13 protein-coding genes are annotated in these 19430 nt (G+C 28.0%); 2 read left to right on the top strand and 11 right to left on the bottom strand.

The window, feature by feature from the left end; translation table 11 throughout:
- Positions 1-160: 160 nt before the first annotated feature.
- The 10 genes from truB to HNP67_RS01925 all read right to left on the bottom strand — a co-directional run bounded on the left by truB (position 161) and on the right by HNP67_RS01925 (position 16885).
- Positions 161-1009: a tRNA pseudouridine(55) synthase TruB gene (gene truB / locus HNP67_RS01970; protein WP_184124463.1), complete on the bottom strand. Its 849-nt coding sequence runs from the start codon at positions 1007-1009 to the stop codon at positions 161-163.
- A gap of 2 nt (positions 1010-1011) precedes the next feature.
- On the bottom strand, positions 1012-1374 hold the full coding sequence (gene rbfA / locus HNP67_RS01965) for a 30S ribosome-binding factor RbfA (protein ID WP_184124460.1): 363 nt from the start codon (positions 1372-1374) through the stop codon (positions 1012-1014).
- 23 nt (positions 1375-1397) lie between these two features.
- Positions 1398-3947, bottom strand: a complete 2550-nt coding sequence (infB, locus tag HNP67_RS01960) for a translation initiation factor IF-2 (protein WP_184124458.1) — start codon at positions 3945-3947, stop codon at positions 1398-1400.
- A 2-nt stretch (positions 3948-3949) separates the two neighbouring features.
- A complete protein-coding gene (gene nusA / locus HNP67_RS01955) occupies positions 3950-5398 on the bottom strand; it encodes a transcription termination factor NusA (RefSeq protein WP_184124456.1) in 1449 nt (482 codons plus the stop codon).
- Positions 5399-5411: 13 nt separating this feature from the next.
- A complete protein-coding gene (gene rimP / locus HNP67_RS01950; protein WP_184124454.1) occupies positions 5412-5849 on the bottom strand; it encodes a ribosome maturation factor RimP in 438 nt (145 codons plus the stop codon).
- Positions 5850-5950: 101 nt separating this feature from the next.
- Positions 5951-6568, bottom strand: coding sequence for a ComF family protein (locus HNP67_RS01945; protein WP_184124452.1), 618 nt, complete (start codon positions 6566-6568; stop codon positions 5951-5953).
- A 1-nt stretch (position 6569) separates the two neighbouring features.
- Positions 6570-9158, bottom strand: coding sequence for a DNA mismatch repair protein MutS (mutS, locus tag HNP67_RS01940; protein ID WP_184124450.1), 2589 nt, complete (start codon positions 9156-9158; stop codon positions 6570-6572).
- A gap of 290 nt (positions 9159-9448) precedes the next feature.
- Entirely contained in the window at positions 9449-9982 is a 534-nt protein-coding gene (locus HNP67_RS01935) for an OmpH family outer membrane protein (RefSeq protein WP_184124448.1), read from the bottom strand.
- A 19-nt stretch (positions 9983-10001) separates the two neighbouring features.
- A complete protein-coding gene (bamA, locus tag HNP67_RS01930) occupies positions 10002-12467 on the bottom strand; it encodes an outer membrane protein assembly factor BamA (RefSeq protein ID WP_184124446.1) in 2466 nt (821 codons plus the stop codon).
- Positions 12468-12484: 17 nt separating this feature from the next.
- Positions 12485-16885, bottom strand: coding sequence for a translocation/assembly module TamB domain-containing protein (locus tag HNP67_RS01925; protein ID WP_184124444.1), 4401 nt, complete (start codon positions 16883-16885; stop codon positions 12485-12487).
- An 89-nt stretch (positions 16886-16974) separates the two neighbouring features.
- On the opposite strand from HNP67_RS01925, the gene tmk reads away from it, so the two are divergent.
- Both tmk and HNP67_RS01915 read left to right on the top strand, forming a co-directional pair.
- Positions 16975-17583, top strand: coding sequence for a dTMP kinase (gene tmk, locus HNP67_RS01920; RefSeq protein ID WP_184124442.1), 609 nt, complete (start codon positions 16975-16977; stop codon positions 17581-17583).
- 13 nt (positions 17584-17596) lie between these two features.
- Positions 17597-18226 (top strand): hypothetical protein, encoded by a 630-nt coding sequence (locus HNP67_RS01915; RefSeq protein WP_184124440.1) that lies wholly within the window; start codon positions 17597-17599, stop codon positions 18224-18226.
- Here the strand turns inward: HNP67_RS01915 and HNP67_RS01910 are convergent.
- Complete coding sequence (locus HNP67_RS01910) at positions 18223-19326, bottom strand: thymidine kinase (RefSeq protein WP_184124438.1); 1104 nt, start codon at positions 19324-19326, stop codon at positions 18223-18225. The two genes, HNP67_RS01915 and HNP67_RS01910, sit on opposite strands and share 4 nt — an antisense overlap.
- Positions 19327-19430 lie beyond the last annotated feature (104 nt).

The raw sequence follows: 19430 nt of genomic DNA, 5'->3' as shown, positions 1-19430 counted from the left end.
TCCTATACCATTATAGCAAAGCTCTAACAAACCCATTGCCATAATTTAAACTTACTATGATAGATTATAATATTTTTTCTTAAAAATAACAAAAGCAATTTATCCTTTTCTAGTTATTTTTAAGAATAAATTTTTAAACTGTTTAAAAAACAATTTAAAATTAAAATATAATAACATATTTATATTTATTCAAACCCAATCCTTGAATTACTGCTAATATTTTCTCCTCTCTGGATTTTAAAATCTTAAATTCATTAATATTGATTTTAATTTCAACATAAACACCATTTTTAACAAGATTTATCTTATTAGAATCAATGTAAACTTTTTCAAAACTTTTTAAAGATTCTAGACTAATTAAGTAAGCTTTACTCAAATTTTCACACAATGTGGAATCTTTTAATCTAAACATACCCACTTTGGTTCTTTTTAAATTGCTAACATAAGCGCAAGAATTTAGAGAATAAGCCAAATCCCTTGCAATACTCCTAATATAAGTACCTTTTGAACAGCTAATTTTTAAACTAAGCAAAGAAGAACTAAAATCATAACTTAATCTTTGAATATTATAAATAGTCACTCTTCGTTTTTTAATTTCAAAAAACTTTCCATTCAAAGCAAGTTTATAGGCTCTGCTACCATCAATATGCACAGAAGAAAATCTAGGGGGACTTTGATAAATCTCTCCTACAAAATCTTTAAGCTTTAAATCTATATCCTCTAAATTAGGAATATAATTAGTTTTACTAACTATCCTTCCATTAGGATCAAGAGTATCTGTTTCTAATCCAAATCTAAATTCTGCTACATACTCTTTATCTAAAGAAGTAAAATAACTTGAAAGCTTTGTATATTTTCCTACAAGACCAATCAAAATTCCACTTGCAAATTTATCAAGCGTGCCAGCATGCCCAACACGATTTGTATTAAAATATTTTTTTATAGGAAAAAGAGTTTCAAAAGAAGTTTTACCTTGTTGCTTATTAATTAAAAGGAATCCATTTTCCAAATTTAATTCTCTCTTGTAGTATTTAATCCTTCAATTAATTTATTAACATAAAATGATTTGGAAAGAGAATCATCCTTAACAAATAATAATTTAGGAGTATTTCTAACTTTAATTCGCTTAATAATTTGACCTTGAATAAATCCCTTAGCATTATTTAAAGCTTTAACTGCATTATCCAAAGAAGCACCTTCCTTAATAGAGCCCACAAACACTTTGGCATTTATTAAATCTTTTGAAAATTCCACTTTAACCACGGTTAAAAATGAATGAATTCTGGGATCTTTAATCCCCCCACTTACTATTAAATTGCCAATTTCTTGAGCAATAAAACTTTCAAGTTTAAACTTTTTTATATTCTTATACATAAACACATATAAATAAAACAATACTAAGTTTTAAAAGATTTTTTCACCTTTTTTATCTCAAATGCTTCAATTATATCTCCTTCTTTAATATTAGCATAATTATCAATCACAACACCACACTCATATTGCTCAGCAACTTCTTTAACATCATCTTTAAATCGCTTTAAAGATGATATTTTTCCAGAATGAATCTGCAAACCATCTCTCATTACATTGGTAATCGCATCTCGCTTTATTAGACCCCTAGAAACATAACAGCCAGCTATTACTCCAATTTTAGGAACATTTATTACAGCTCTCACTTCAGCAAAACCAATAAACTGCTGCTCAACATCTGGCTCAAGCATTCCCTCAAGAACTGACTTAACATCATTTATAGCATCATAAATAACATTGTACTTTCTAATCTCAACTTTTTCTTGATCTGCTAATATTTGAGCTTTTGCAGTAGGCCTTACATGAAATCCAATAACAATAGCATCGCTTGCTGAAGCAAAACTAATATCTGTTTCAGTTATTACCCCTGCTGATGAATGCACAACTCTTACTCTAACCTCATCGTTTGTTAATTTTTCAAGAGAATTCTTTAAAGCTTCGACTGAGCCTTGAACATCTGCTTTTAAAATTATTTTAAGCTCTTTAAGAGTTCCTTCTTTGATTGAATCATAAAGATTTAACATGGTGACTTTCTTTACATTTTTGGAAGATTCATATTTTTTAAGATCTTGCCTTTTGGAGCTGATCAATTTTGCTTCTTTTTCAGTTTTAGTTACTTGAAAAGGGTCTCCGGCCTGAGGCATCGAAGAAAATCCTAAAACACTAATAGCTTTAGCAGGGCCAACACTTTTAACAGGAATACCCTTGTCGCTAATTAATGCCTTAACTTTACCATAACACGCTCCACCCACAAAAGAATCTCCCACATAAAGGGTTCCATCTTCAATAATAACAGAACAAACTATTCCGCGTCCCAAATCAATCTTAGCATCAAGTACTTTTCCAATAGCTCTTTTGGATGGGTTAGCTTTTAATAACATCATATCTGACTGTAAAAGAATCATATCAAGAAGTTCAGAAATTCCTATATTTTTAAGAGCAGAAATCAGCACAAAAATAGTGTCTCCCCCCCAATCTTCAGATACTAAGCCGTATTCTGAAAGCTGATGTTTAATCTTATCGGGATTTGAATCTGGCAAATCAATCTTATTTATAGCAACAATAATTGGAACATTTGCTTCTTTTGCATGATTAATGGCCTCAATAGTTTGAGGCATAACACCATCAATTGCTGACACAACTAGAACAACAATATCTGTAACCTGAGCCCCACGACTTCGCATCATGGTAAAAGCTTCATGACCAGGAGTATCTAAAAATGTTATTTCTCGACCATTATAAACAATAGTATAAGCTCCAATATGCTGAGTAATACCACCAGACTCTGTTTGATTTATATCTATATTTTGAAGCACAGAAAGTAGTTTGGTCTTGCCATGATCAACATGACCCATTATTGTAATAACAGGGGGCTTTTCAATTCTTTTGCTTTGATCCTCTACCTCTTCTTCTATAACCGTTTCATCATAAATAGAAACAACATTAACTTTTGAACCATATTCTTCAACTAAAATAGTTGCTGTATCAGAATCTATTTTTTCATTAATAGTCACCATTACACCCAAAGCCATTAATTTAGCAATCAAATCAGAAGATTTTAAATTCATCTTTCTTGCAAGATCAGAAACAGTAATGCTACCCATAATGTCAATTGACTTTGGGACAGGATTAGCTAAATTTTCTCTTTTCTTTTTTTGAAGTTGTTCAAAAACTTTTTGTTCAATTGTCTTGCTCTCAGTTTCTGCTTTTTTTCTCTTATAGCTTTTTTGACTTTCTTGTTGCTGTTTCTTTTTCTCACCAAGCTTACGATTTAACTCTTTACTATTCTCAGAATCTGTTGAAGATGTACTGCTAACAATAACAGGAACTTTGGTTTTTATAACTCTTCTAAAAGACACAGAAGTAGTATATTTATTCTGAGAATTATTTTTAGCAACAAATGTCTTCTTTGCCAAACCTTGGTATTGAGAGGCTAAACTATCTCTGTTTTGTGAATACCCGCCATTTCTGTTGTCTCTGCTTTGTGAATACCCGCCAGTTCTGTTGTCTCTGCTTTGTGAATGCCCACCAGCTCTGTTATCCCTATTTTGCGAATACCCGCCAGTTCTGTTGTCCCTATTTTGCGAATACCCACCAGTTCTGTTGTCTCTGATTTGTGAATATCCGCCAATTCTGTTGTCTCTATTTTGCAAATACCCGCCAGTTCTGTTGTCCCTATTTTGCGAATACCCGCCAGTTCTGTTATCCCTGTTTTGCGAATATCTACCAATTCTGTTGTCTCTGTTTTGCGAATATTCAGCTTTGCTGTTGTACTTATGCAAATCAACAGAGCTGTTTGAATCACTTTTACCACTTAAATCATTATGCGTTACAATTTTTACTACCTTCTTTTTTAACTTAATAATCTTAATTTTTTTACCATCTTCATTTTTAATATCATCAATATTCTTCGACAAACCTATTCCTCCTCAAACTCAAAACTAAGCCCTATTTTACAACCCGGACAGGAGGTCATACTTTCATTAATAACAACACCACATTCAGGACAAAGAAGCTCTTCGTCTTCTTCCACCTTTTCCATAGACTCATCATTGTCATTAGCAATTATTATCATTCCCTCTTTTAATATTTTGTTAATTTCTTCTTGTTTTTCATAACTTACCCCAAGATTAAAAAGCACTCCCTCACCTGCTTGTAAAAAATTGTTAATATCATCAAGACCCTCTTTTGATAAATTAGAAATCACAGAAGAATCGAGTAATTTAAGATCACTTATTTTACTAATCTCTTCAAATTGTTCCTCTTCAACAACATCCTGCATAACTTTATCAAACATTTCAAGCGTTTCTTGCTTAAACTCTGAATTGGCTTTCATTTCTGCAAATTGACTGCTAGTTTTAACATCAATAGCCCAGTCAAGAAGTCTATTAGCAAGCCTAACATTTTGACCCATTTTACCTATAGCAAGAGAAAGCTGATCATCGCTAACAACCACTAAAGCTTTATGTAAATCCTCGTCAAGAATATAAACATGCTCTATCTTCGAAGGAGTCAAAGAATCCTTTATAAATTCTTTAATATCTTTACTATAAGGGATAATATCGATTTTTTCTCCTTCAAGTTCCTTAATTATAGATTGAATTCTGACTCCTTTTTGCCCTATACAAGGACCAACAGGATCAATCTCTTCTTTCTCAGAATAAACAGCAACTTTAATTCTGTAACCCGGATCGCGAACTATTTTATGAATTTTAATAATACCTTCTTCAATTTCAGGAATTTCAAGCGCTAAAAGCTCTTCAATAAACTTTGGATGAGTTCTAGAAAGAATAACTTCAATACCATTTTTACCCTTTTTAACATTGTAAACTAAAACTCTAATCTTATCATTAAGGTTATAAACTTCTCTTGGCGACTGATACTTCTTGGGAATTATACCATCCGTATTACCAAGATTAACATAAAGATCACCATTTCTATTTTGTTGAACGTACCCAATAACAACCTTATTCAACTTGCTTTTAAATTCTGATAAAATCTCATTATCCTCAATTCCTTGCAAGTCATTTTTGGTTCTTTGTTTTGCAACCTGAATAGAAAGCCTATCAAAAACTTTAGGATTAATTTCAATGTAAGCATAATCACCTTCTACAATATTTTCCTTTGAGATATCTTTTTCCAATATTTCAAGCAAAGAATCTTTTACCTCTTTTACAATTTTCTTTTTTGCATAAACAGCCAAATCTCCCGTATCATCATCAAACTTAATAAAAGCATTCTCATTGCTTCCAAAATACTTCTTATAAGCTATTAATACTGATTCTTTAATTGTTTTCCTAATAGAATCTATACTCATGCTGCGATCGTTTGCAATATTTACAATCATATGCCCCGTTCCCTTTATCATCCAAACTTCCTCCTTAAACTAATCTGGCCTTCTTAACATCACTATAAAAAACATTTATTTCTTTGCTATCTGTTTTAAAAATAAAACTTTTTGGCTTTGACTCTAATATAAAACCCTCTTCAAATTCATTATCTAGCATCAATTTAATCTTTTTGCCTTCAAAAATTTTAAACTCTCTGTCACTTTTTATTTTTCTATCTATTCCTGGAGTAGAAAGCTCTAAAGTAAAACCATATTTAAGATTTGCTTCTAAAATTAATAAAATCATCTTATGCAAATCAGTTAGCAAATCAATACCTAAGGAAAAATTTTTACTATAAAGAACTATTTGAATTTTTCCATTATTTTTATTTCTAAAGATATTAATTTCTAATATCTCAACATTTAACCGCCTTGTTAAATCTTTTATCAAATTAAAAACTTCATTATTTTTGTCAAAACATTTAATCAACTGTATCCTTAAAAATAATAAGGTTCTTTTAAAAGAACCTTATTAAATACATAAACTAAACCTTAAGTCAAGATTAACACTTAGCAAAAATAATGTCAACATTAAACCAAATTATAAGATTTGGCCAACGAAAGCCTTATAACCTTATAAGCTCCCAATTGCATAATAAGGTCTTCACAAATACACATAGATGCTCCTGTAGTAACAATATCATCAAGCAAAACAATCTTTTTAAATTGAAAATTTTTATATTTTGATCTTAATTTAATTTTATTTTCAAGATTTCTAAATCTGAGATTCCCCTTCATTAACTTCTGGCTTTTTCCATACTTCCTTGAAAAAACATTTATATAATTAAACCCAAAACGGCTTAATAAAATACCAATGTATTCCATATGATCAAAACCATAAAATAATTTTCTTTTAAAACTACAAGGAACCGTTACTATTTGATCAAAATCAATATTATTTAAACATTCAGCAATTCCACTTGCTAAAAATCTACCAATTGACTTTTGAGCATCCCTCTTATAAGACAAAATTAAAAATCTGTAATGCTCTTTATATTCAAAAAAATACATCAGATTTTCATTATATTTTATTTTAAAATTAAAAAGCGACTTACATTGGTCACAAAGAGCATTAGAAGATACATACCTTTGTCCACAAAAAACACAAAAAGGTAAAAATATACTCTTTAGAACATTTAAATAACTCATGCTAACTGGACTGAGAAACAACCTTTAAAATAATTTGATTTAACAGCTCAATTGATTGAAAAGGGGTAATATTATTAATATCTATGTTAGAAATAAAATTTTTTAACTCCAAATACTCATTTAATTTAATATGAACATCAGCGTCATTTTCCAAGCCTTCTTTATCATTACTATCAGAAGAAACACCGGGACAAAGCTCCAAAAAAGAGTTACCCTTTCTGTCAAGCAAACTTTCTAAAATAACATTAGCCCTATCTATTACCCTTAAAGGAAGTCCTGCTATGCGAGCAACATAAATCCCATAAGAATTAAGAGATGGTTTTTCTTCAACCTCTCTTAAGAAAACAAGATCATTACCTTGCTTTTCAATTTTCATTGAAAGATTAATAAAAGCTTTATGATTAATAGACGACAATTCATGAAAATGCGTGGCAAACAAACTTCTAGCTTTAATATACTCTAAAATATGCTCTATAATAGAATAAGCAATAGCAAGCCCATCATTTGTACTAGTACCTCTTCCAACCTCGTCCATAATTATTAAACTCTTTTCTGTTGCATTTCTTAAAATATTAGCTGTTTCATTCATTTCAACCAAAAAAGTGGATTCCCCTTTGGCAATGTTATCACTTGCTCCGATTCTGCAAAAAATTTTATCTGTAATGCCTATTACAGCTTTAGAAGCTGGAACAAAAGAACCTATATGAGCCATTAAAGTAATTAAAGCCACCTGGCGCAAATAAGTTGATTTACCCGCCATATTGGGTCCAGTAATTAAACAAAAATACCTTTCTTTATTAATCCTTACAAAATTCTCAGTAAAGATTTCAGTGTTTTTAACATAATGCTCAACAACAGGATGCCTAGACTTGTCAAGAAAAATTTCCTTACCGGGGGTTAATACAGGTCTTTTATATTCATTTTTTTTTGCCAAATAACCAAAGTTAACAACTAAATCAATATACGCAAAAAATTGTGCAACCTTTTTAAGAACTTTATTATGCTTAACAACATTTGATGCTATTTCATCAAAAATTTCCTGCTCAAAAGCAACCAAATTGTCTTCAGCATTATTAATATCCACTTCAAGAGAAATAAGTTTTTCTGTTTTATATCTTTTTGAAGAATTTAAAACTTGACTTTCCATAAAATGCGGTGGAACTTGAGCATAATTACTCTTTGTAACTTCAAAAAATAATCCCCTATTGTTAGTTTTTCTAATCTTTAGGTTATTGATCTTGCTAAGCAATCTCTCTGATTCAAGATATTTATCAATATATTTATTTGCATTAATCTTTAAATCTTTTAAACTATCAAGCTTTAAATCATAACCTCTCTTAATAAGCTCATCGGGTGAGCTTGAAATTGCACTATTTATTAAAAAATAAACTTTAGAAATACTATCCTCTTCAAACTTATTAAAATTCCAATAATCAAAATTATGCTTATTGAATAACTTTTTTACCGTAAAAAATACAGAAAGGGCTTTTTCAATAAATAAAAAATCTTTTTTAATATATCTTTTCATTTGAACCCTAGATATTATTCTCTCAATATCCCATATATTAATAAAAGTTTCTCTTAAAGTCACAGTTAAGCCAATATTTTTGCAAAAAAATTCAACATGATCTAGTCTGGCATTAATCTCAGAAATATTTAAAATTGGATTTAAAATAAATTCTCGCAAAAGTCTCTTTCCCATTGCGGTTTTGCAATCATTTAACACAGAATATAGTGAATATTGAGAAGAAAAATCATTATTATTTTTCACAAGTTCAAGATTAACCTGAGTTACATCATCAAGAAACATATACGAAGAATCATTATTAATATCTATTTTATCAATATTGCTTAATAAATTTTTTAAATTATTTTTTATATGATTTATAATGAGAAAAATTGAAATGTAATAAGGCTTTTCCTCATCAAATCCAAGAGAACTCAATCCAAGTATATTAAAATGCTCCTTTATTGTTTTTATTGCAATATCCTTATCAAGATGCCAAGTAGGAACCCTATTAATTAAAAACTTACTAAGATTAAGCTTCTCCGAATATTCATAATAAAAATTTTCAGAAACTATTATCTCTTTAGGAGAGTATTTTTCAAGATCCCTTTTAAGCTTTTCAAAAAAACTATTCTCATAAAACATTATCCCAAGACTAGAAGTAGATAAATCTATATAAGAAAACGAATAATAATTTTTATAATCACTAATAGCAACTAAATAGTTATTAACATCATCATTTAAAAAATCTTCATCAATAATAACACCTGGAGTTATTACCTCAACAACCTCTCTTTCTAAAGGCCCTCCAGAAGTAGAATTAGACGCCTGTTCACAAATTGCAACCTTTTTATCAAATAAAATTAATTTTCTTATATATTCCTTACTAGTATGATAAGGCACCCCACACATTGGAACATTTTCTCTTTTTGTCAATGTTAAATTAAGAAGCTTACTTGCCTCAATTGCATCATTAAAAAACATTTCATAAAAACTTCCTACTCTGAAAAAAAGAATAGCATCTTTATATTTTTTTTTGATATCTAAATACTGCCTCATCATTGGGGTAACATTTTTTTCCATATGCTTCCTAAATAATATTGAATTACAATTGATATTATAAAATAAATATAATTCAATTAAAAAGAAAGAATATAATATGATAAAAAGACTCTAAAAGCAATGTTTTATACAATTACACGCTATCTGGTTATTAAAAAATCTGCTGCTTTAAATTCAGTTAAATTTTAAAAAATTTGCAAAAAAATTTTCACAATAAGCAATAATTTTTGCTTAAGTTAAATTTAGACTTATTTTGGAACAGAATATTATAGATTTAAAAAAGAAAGCAAATACCTTGAAAGGAAAAGTCTTTAAGGATTTTTATTGTCCTTTTCTAAAAGATGCTTAACAACATCGGCTGTTATATCAACAGTGCTATTGTGGTAAAGAATATAGGGATTATTTTTTTTCATAATCAAAGAAAAGCCATTAATTTCTGCAACATATTGAATACCACGAAGTATTTTGCTTAAAGATTCACTATTATTATTTAAACTATTCATATTGGCCAACCTCTGCTGCTCTAAATTATTCTTTGCCAAACCAGACACTCTCTTTAGCTCATCAACTTTTAAATTATATTGGTTCCCAAAAGATCTTGCATTATCTAAATCATTATCAGCAATCGATTTATCATACATTTGTCTTAAATTCTTAAGCTCTAAATTTAACATATTTATTTGTTCTTGATACCGATTCTTTATTTGATCAAGATTAGCCTTCAATTGAGGATTTAAAACCTCAATCACAATTCTATCAAAATCAACAATTCCTATTTTAATAACATCTATCGAAAAAACATTAAAAGATAATAAAAAAAACAATGGTAAAATCAAAAAAAACACAAATTTCTCCATGATATAATTAATATCTCATTTCAATTCCTAAGAAAAATTTAAATCCAGAAAAATATTTGTAATAACTGTTAACTTTATCATTGTCAAAATAAAAAGGATAAGCTATCACAAAAGACAACGGCAATTGAGGCAAAAGACTTCTAATTCCAGTTCCCCAGCTAAAGGCAAAACTACTAAAAGGCCTAAACAAAGAATTCTCTTGCCCCTCTAAAGAATAGGAAGCAAAATCTATAAAAAAAGCATCCCAAACTAAAATATTTTTTAACAAAGGAATAGATATTTGCACAGTATTTACAAAAGAACTATAAATATTTTTCAAAATCCCCCAACCTCTAGCCTGCATAAAATTTTCACTAAGAACTATGTGGTGATGGGGCTGAATTTCAATTTCAAAACCATTACCAAGAGGAGGCAATATATTTGAATAGACGCTCCTTAGGGTCAAAATAATATCAAAATAAGGGGTAAACACATCCTCATATCCTAAAAGAGAAAAATATCTCTCAAAGGTTGTAGAAGATTTAACAAAATGGCTCTGACCAAATAAAAATCCACCAAAAAAATCAAACTGCTGCTTAAGTAAAAATCCATTATTAGATAAAGAGGTAGAATTTCTTGTATCCCAAGCCGCACTCAAACTAAGAGAATTTTCAAATCTAAAAGTTTTATAATTATCTCTTAAATAATAATTTGAAGGCCTGTTAACCTCATTGTCATAAAAAACATATTTTAAAGCGGTTTGCAAAGTGCCAAGAAGAGTTTGCTTACCAAGATAATTAGAAAAAGTATACCCGGTAAACCCTCCAAAACTAAGTTTAAGTAAAGAATAATTCATGGCATTAAAATCAGAAAAGCTTTTAGCATCTCGATATTCTTCCCAACTTGTAAATGGATCAGGAACTTCCCTTTTGCCAGAAAAAATAGGTCCATTAATATCCTGATAAGCAGTATTAACAGAATGTGAAAAATCTATAAATCCACCTACAGTCCATCTTTTCTGGAAAAACCAATTATCTCTAAATGTCAAACTAAGGCTTTGCTCTAAAAAAGATAAATTTAGTCTTGCAGCAAAATAATAGCCTTCGCCTAAAAAATTAGAAAGCTCCCATTGCCCAAATACTGAAAATGGAAACGAAGAATTTGAATTGCCTCCAAAATTCATACCAAATCCAAAATTACTTGTTGCTCGCTCCTCAATGTTTAAATTTATCTTCATAAGTCCTTCTGTATTGCCTGGAACAATATCGGGAATTACATTTGAAAAATAACCAAGCTGCTGTAAATTTGCCATGCCCATCTTAAACTTATCTAAACTAAAAACATCTCCTTCTTGAAGAGGAATCTCTCTAAGTATTACATGCGAAGCTGTATTTTTATTTTTAGAAACAGTAATAGACTCAATATGGGCTTTATCCTTTTCTGAAATTTTAATTAACAAATCAACAAACTCCCCTCTTATCTTTTGTGAAGGAATAATTTCTGTAAAAATATACCCCTCTTTAAAATAACCTTCCTTAATTTTAGCAAAATCTTGTTCAAATTTAGAATCATTAAAAACATCACCTTCGCTAAAGGTAATAAAGCTTTTTAATTCCTCTAGACTAAAAACTGAATTACCAGAAATTTCAAGCTTTCCGAATCTAAAAACATTGCCTTCCAAAAGGGAATATTTCAAAAAAACTTCCTTTTCCGGTCTTTTGGGATCTTTAAGGGAATCTTTAATATCAACAGTACTATTGATAATCTTAACATCAATATATCCATTATTTTTATAAAAAGACTCTAATTGACGCTTGTCCTTATCAACATTGCTTTTTAAATATTTGCCATCTGAGAAAAGAGATACTACTCTTGATGCTAAAGACTTTCTCAAAGTACTGCTTTTAAAGCTTAAATTTCCTTCAAAGTCAATCCCTTTAACAACATATTTGGGTCCGGCTAATATATTAAAAATAATATCAACTAAATTTCCTTCTTCTTTTATTTCAAAATTTGCAGAAACATCAAGATATCCCATGTCTTTATACATCTCTTCAAGTTTGTCAATACCCTTATTAACACTTGCAAGATTTAAAGGCTCATTGGTCTTAATATTCACCTTCTCAACAAGTTCACTATTCCAAAAAACTCTGCTGCTATCAGAAAAAACAACAGAGTTAACTAAAGATTTTTCTTTTACAATAAATGTGATAAAAAGGTCTTCGCCGTCTATTTTAAACAGAGGCTTAATAAGCCCAGAAAAATAATCAAGAGAATAAAGATCAACTTGCAATTTATCAAAAATTTCATTAGAATATTCCACGCCAATGTAAGGTTTTAAAATATCAATAAAATCTCTCTCCTTCTTATTCTTAAGTCCTTCAAAATTAATACCCTTTATTATTTTCCCTTTGTAATTTTCAACTTGACCAAAACTAAAAACAACAAAAAATATTAAAAAACTTACAAAAAACAAACCTCTAATTGAACCCATCTTAACCTCTTAACAATTTAATATTTAAATTTCCAAGAAATGCCTATATTATTTCCTATTCCATCTAAACCTTTTTTCATAAAATTGTAATCAAACTCATAATTAACCAAAAAAAATGGAGAATCAAACTCAATACCCAAATTAATAACAAAATTTAAATCTTTTGAAAAAGGAGTCATTTGTTCTTTCAAAAATCCAAAACCCCCACTAATAAAAACACCCTCAACCAGATATTTGCCTACCTTAACACTTGTATTGTCAAGAACATCAACAAAAGTAGGATTCCCGATTTTGAAAAAATTACTATTAATAGAATTCTTCAATATATCTGTCTTTATACTCAACAAGTCTAAGTTTAATACAGAACGCATATAATCTTCAATGGGTTGAATTAAAAAATCAAGAGCAATGTCACTTACTATTCCAATTGCCATTTCAGCAGCATTAGTCCCTGCCGATCGCAATCCTCCCTCAGCCGACCCTATTGTTGAACCTGAAAGCAAATATTTAATCTCCTGCTCATTTCTAGAAGGGTAAGACATAAACTCAATTTTCCATAAACTTAAAGGACTATCAATACTTATTGTAACAAGCAGTTTATCATTTCTATCCTTAATAGTATTTGTAGCCTCCGCCTTTATCCATGGATCAAATTTAGTTCTACTCTCATTAAAGGATATATAAGAACCGCTTTTAAAGATAAATTTTTTATTATTATAATTAACAAAACCACTTGCAATATTCAAATCTCCCTTAATAATAAAATCATCTGTTTTTGTATCAGATTTTATTATAAGTTTATCCCCTCTTGAAATAGTGGCTTGTAAAAAAGAAATATTACTATCTGGCCAATGAAAAGTAACACCACTGTCAAAATTTATCTCAAGATCAGTTAAAATATCAAAATCTAGAAGATTAATATCAACTGTTTGTAATCTTTTTGCTCGCTTGAAAGGATTTATTAATAAATCAACAACAGAACTTTCAAGAGAATAAACCCAAGCATTTGAAATATTTAAAATGCCTTTAAACATAATTTCATCAGCATTTCCTTCGATTGAAAAATCGCCTAAAGCATAGCCTGTAAAGCTTAAGGCAATTTTGTCAAATTTAATAGGAACTCCCGTTCTACCAGTCACATTAATATCTATTTTGTAATAATCAATAATAGTATCACTTAAAAAGTTTAAATTTAAACTAGTAGAAACAAAAATCTTAGAATATCGATCTAGGTTAAACTCATTACTAAATATAATTTTATTATCTTGAATTTCAACCGGCATATTAAATACTTCTAAAGCTCTATCACCACCAAACTTTCTAGAAGCTCTTAAATATTCAGTGCTAATTGATCCTTCTTGAATATTTAAATTTCCATTAATATTAGGATTATACAAATCCCCATCAATATTAAATTCACCATTTAAAATAAGATCATAAAGAATAAAATGATTGTCAACATTAAATAAAGAATGTGAATCCAAAAAATCTTTGGTGATTATTTTTGAATCAAATTTAATATCTCTTACACTTCCAAGAATTTTATTTTTAATTATTTTGCCTGAGGAATTAAAACTAAAAGGCAAATAATCTTTTAAAATAAAGCTATATTCTCCATTGCCATAATGGTATAAAACATTAATAAGGTCATAATCAATTGAAGTCATATTAAATTTTTCAAAATCATTACTAAATTCAATCGTAAGATTGGATAAAAATTCATTTTTATATTTAATATCTCTAAAGAAAAATTCGCCCTCTGTTTTGGTTTTCAAAACTCCAAATTGCTCTGCATCTTCACTTTGGAAGTTTCTAAAATTTGCATTAAACTTGTAGGAAAACAAGTCGCTATTAAAAGCCATATTAGATACGCCTATAGAACTGCTTAGATCATATCTTAGGCTCCCATTAAGAAACTCTTTTTTATTACGCTTGGCTTTTATATCATATATGTTAAGCTTATTGTCCAATAATCCTAAATTCATAGAAAACTGAACGGGAATACCCAATAAAGTTAATTTATCTGCCTCAAGATATCCACTCAAAGAATAATTTTTAAAATCATTCTTTTTAAAATTTAGCAAAAAATTACCATTAACCTTTCCTTCTAAAAGGGATAAAGAATTAAAATTGTAAAAATCTAAGTCTTGAAATTTAAGCAAAAAATAACTTCCATATTCATCGGAATTAATCCCTAAAAAATATCTCTCTGAATTTAAGCTAGAAAATAAATTTAAACTTCCATTAAAATTATCTTTTAAATTGAATTGTCCATATCCTTGTAAATTTGAAAGTTTGTTTACAAGTTTAACATCAGAAATGTATAATCTATCATATTCATATAAACCCTTAAAACCAAAATTAAAATTATAGGCAGGTATTTTCGAAGACTTTATTATATTAAACTTATCTATTTTAAATTTCAAATCTTCATTAAGGCCTAAATGGTTCCCATGAAAATTTATATTTATCAAAAGATCAGAAGTTTTATTATAAACCCTAAAATCATTAACATTAAGGGCATAAACTATTTTAGAATCAAAATAATTAAAATCTAATTTGATACCAAGAGGAGATTCGGCAACAATAAACTTATCTTTAAAATTAACATTAAACTGCAAAGGATAAACTTTGTTCAAATAAGAAAAATTAGTACTAATATTAAATCCACTTTCAAATAGTTCAACAAACAAACTGGAATGCAAATTGTGATCATTATACTGCAAATCAAAATTGTTTGATTTGTAAATTTTTTTTTCTCCACTAGCATCAAGCACAAATTTGAAATTGTTTAACTTTGAAAATACCATTAAATTGAATTTTTTTAATTTATTTTTACGATAATCAAATTTATTTAAACTAAAATCAGAAACTAAATTTAAATATTTGCCTGAAAATAAAGTCCTGGGTAAAAAATTTATTAAGTGAGAACTAGGAATAACTTCTTTTAAAAAAAGCAAAGGAAATTCTTTAATGCCCAAATTAAGAGAAAATTCTTCATCATTAAGATCTCCTTTTAAAGAAATTTGAGAGTTTTTATTTTCTAAATAAATCAAATAGTCAACAAAAATTTTATCCTTTAAAAAAGAAGTTTTTAAACTTAAATTTTGAAAACTAAGATTTCCAAGACTAAAATTATCAGACTTAACCGAAAAAATATCTTTATCTTTATTAAAATCCAAATACCCATTTAGATCGTTAAAGTTTAAAATTTTTGCAGACTTAAAGTTAAGACGTCCTATTGGAAGCAGCTCTTTCAAAGAATAATAACCCTTATAGTTTACAACCCCCCTTTTAAGCTTTAAAAAAGCATTCTTAACACTTACAATTCTATCATCCCCCTTGATTTCAAGCTGTAAGCCTTGAATTTCCTTGCCTATGGTATCTATATTTAAAGACGAATCTATTATTCCTGCATATCTTAAATCTTTATCCTTAAAATCATAAGAAAATGCCAATTGACCATTTAAACTTATATCAAAATAATCTTTATAAATTTCAAAGCCTTTGTTTAGCTTAATCCAATCTAAAAGATTAATATTGAAAAATAAAGCATCTAATCGGACAAAACCATTGGCCTTGTCATAACTTAAATTAAAATCAAAATTCTCTCTTCGTAAATTGAAAATTTTTAAATTTCCTTTTGAATAATTTATTTGAAATCCTTGCTCAAGCAAAGAAAAATAACTTGTTTTAAGCTCAAAAAAACTAAAATTAACATAACCATCCTTAAAGCCTTTTTTGAATTTCCCCTCAAAATAGAAAGTTGAATCTAAAATTCCATCATCAACTCTTTCAGACGGTAAATTAATTTCTAAATTTTTAACAACACTAAAATCAACTACAGAACTAAATAAAAAATCCTCATCTACAGTACTTAAGGAAAAATTTTTAACTTTAAAATTCAACCAACTACTATTATTAAGCTTAATATTAATATTAATATTTTCTAAATTAATATTTAATCTATAAAGATAGTTTAAAATTTTATTTAAAATTACATTGCCATTGTCAGAATGAGCATTGCTAGGATTAAAATCACTAGATAAACTAAAATCATTTATATCAAAATTAAAATTACTCCCTTTAACATAAACATTTAAAATAATATTTTCATCGCCTAAAATTAATTTAAACAGATTTAAATCTACTCTGACAATATCTATTAATATTTTATCTTTTCCATCCAAGCTTAACTCTAAACCGTCTATCTTGATTGACGACAAGAAATAAGGTGAAATTTTATCATATTTAATACTAAAGCCAAATTTTGATTCAAGATATTTTATAGCAAAAAACTTTGCAGAATAAATTTGAACTTGAACAAATAGATTAATGAAAAAAATTATTAAAACAAAAATAAAAAATGGTAAAATCAATAATAAAAATGTCTTATTTCTCAAAAACAACAAATTCATAAACTCATATATCGATAATTATTATTATATAATAATTATCGATAACCTAATTATTATTAATATCAAAAGAAAGGAAGAAAAAAATATTTGTGATTAAAATATTGAAAAACTTTTATTGCATAGAAGGAATTGATGGAAGCGGAAAAACAAGCATCACCAATAAACTGAAAGCTCTTTGCAAAGATGAATCAAGGTATTATTTTACAAAAGAACCATCAAGCGGAATAATTGGAGAAATGATAAGAGAACAATTAATGAATTTTGAAAATCCTTTAAACGAATCAACATTTGCATATCTTTATGCTGCAGATCGACATGATCATTTATATAAAAAAGGTGGAATACTAGAAATTTTAAACACAAAATCCATAAAAATAATAACTGATCGCTATTTATTTTCATCAATTGCCTATCAAGGAAAATTGGGATATGAATTAAATAAAAATTTTCCATTGCCAGAAAAAGTATTCTTTATTGAAACAGACCCAAATATAGCTTATGAAAGAATACAAAAAAATAGAGCACAAGGTGATCTTTTTGAACTTGAAACATACAAAACTTTTGAACAAATTGCTCTAAAATACTTAAAAATATTTAAAAAACTAGAAAAAAAAATTAATGTGATTTATATTGACAATTCAATAAAAGATAATTTAGATAAAAACGCAAAAAAAATTTTTAATCTAATAAAATTCTAATATAATTAATCATATGATTAATTATATCTTTAAAAATGTCACTTTCAAAATAAATTTAATTTTACTTCTTTTAGTAGCAGCTGAAAAGATAAATGCATCGTCCAAATTTTATTATGCAGAACAATGGTATGTAATCTTTAACTCTCAAATGAAAAAAAAACCTGAAAACTACAAAAAAAATATATTTTTTCTACAAAAAGCCTTAAAATACCCATTTGGAAATCCAAAATACTCATTAACTAAAATAGAAACGAAAGAACAGTGGGCAAAATACAAACTTCTTTTCAAAATGCATGTAAACTTGCTTCTAGTTAAACAAAATTTACACTTGGGAGATCTATTCGATACAAGAAATTTATATTTTTTTAAAACTCCAGAAAAAAATGGAATTATTCTCAATCTAGAAAAATCAAAAAAATTATATAAAATGGCTATTAATTACTACAATGAAGCACTAAAATACCACAAAAAACTTGAAAATTACAAATCTGTTAAGCTGGAAAACGACGGAATAACAAACTGGAAAGACGAATATCATAAAATTTCTCTTAAAGAGCTTAATTACTATGACATTATTAAAAAAGAACTGCTAAGAATTGACGAAACCAAAGCATTTTTTAAACAAAGGCCAAATTATTATTAAAAAAATTCTTTGCCGTCTTTGGGAAAAAAAATTTTATTTATATAATCCTTATTTAAAGAAAACTTAAAAACAAGATCTTTAAAATTATTCTTACTCAAGATGCTATATTCTGAGAATAGAGTTATTAACGCCCTTTCTGCTAAAAAAGGCAGTTCTAAAATATTTCTTAAAATTTCAGATCTATCTACACACGCTTTTTCACTATCTAAAGAATTTACAAAATTTGAATTTTCAACATTAGTGCTTAACGCTACAATTTCATTTTCAAGAAATTTTTTATCTCCTTGTGAATACAGCAAAGCAAATGGCTTTAAAAAAGAAAAAAAATATTCCTTGCCTACAAGATAATGGTGCATTGAACATCTTGTAGAGTAATTTGGATAAATAGCAGACTCAATCTCTTCATCGCCACCAACAATAAGCAAAGGATCAAAATAAGGAGCTGGGATTTCTTTATTATTGTAAAAATAATACCTATACGAAAAAAAAGATTCTTCCATACAATCAATGTGCCCACAATAAGCTCCAAGCTTATAAATCTTATCTGAATATTCTACCAAAAGCTTAGCAGTATCATTAAAAGATTCTTTTCTAAAATTATAAAGCAGTGTAGGCAATATAAATAAAATATTCTCATTTAATGACATTTTATTTAAAACAAAAATTAAACGTTCATCATAAAAACATGCCTCATCAATAATAAAAGTGCCACAACTAGGATTAGAAGCTATTAAATTTTCAATATCAAAAGAGTTTTTAGCAAAACCAATCTCATTAATTTTATCTTTTCCACCACCTCTATATGGTATTACGTTTTCTGGATAATCTTGAAACCTCCTCTTGTCGAGAAAATTTCTAATAAAAAATACATTAACCCTGCTTCTATTTCCTTTAATAATATTACCTAATACCTTGAGAGATTTTTTTCTTACAACAAGCGAATCTTTATAAATTTTTGCAGCATATTCTGTTTTGCCACTTCCCATAGGGCCAACTACAAGAATTAAGTTTACTTTGACTTTAAAATCAAAATGACTAATATAGACAATGTTATTTAATTTAGCATCTTCTTTATTGGCAAAGTCTAAACAAAAGCCCAAAATCCCCCCCCTAAAGTAAATCAAAATTCAATTATATAAATTGAGAACAAGAAAAAACATTAACATTAAAAGCCGAAAAATCAATAACTTGATATTTTATTAAA

Source organism: Borreliella californiensis, from assembly GCF_014205885.1.
Classification (GTDB): domain Bacteria; phylum Spirochaetota; class Spirochaetia; order Borreliales; family Borreliaceae; genus Borreliella; species Borreliella californiensis.
Note: the sequence above shows the minus strand (reverse complement) of the source record. Positions and strands in the feature narration are given on the sequence as shown.

What these genes read in the sequence shown, in the direction of transcription:
- rbfA (WP_184124460.1), bottom strand. Translation starts at nt 1,374, where the DNA reads ATGTATAAGAATATAAAAAAGTTTAAACTTGAAAGTTTTATTGCTCAA.
- nusA (WP_184124456.1), bottom strand. Translation starts at nt 5,398, where the DNA reads ATGATAAAGGGAACGGGGCATATGATTGTAAATATTGCAAACGATCGC.
- HNP67_RS01945 (WP_184124452.1), bottom strand. Translation starts at nt 6,568, where the DNA reads ATGAGTTATTTAAATGTTCTAAAGAGTATATTTTTACCTTTTTGTGTT.
- mutS (WP_184124450.1), bottom strand. Translation starts at nt 9,158, where the DNA reads ATGGAAAAAAATGTTACCCCAATGATGAGGCAGTATTTAGATATCAAA.
- bamA (WP_184124446.1), bottom strand. Translation starts at nt 12,467, where the DNA reads ATGGGTTCAATTAGAGGTTTGTTTTTTGTAAGTTTTTTAATATTTTTT.
- HNP67_RS01925 (WP_184124444.1), bottom strand. Translation starts at nt 16,885, where the DNA reads ATGAATTTGTTGTTTTTGAGAAATAAGACATTTTTATTATTGATTTTA.
- HNP67_RS01915 (WP_184124440.1), top strand. Translation starts at nt 17,597, where the DNA reads ATGATTAATTATATCTTTAAAAATGTCACTTTCAAAATAAATTTAATT.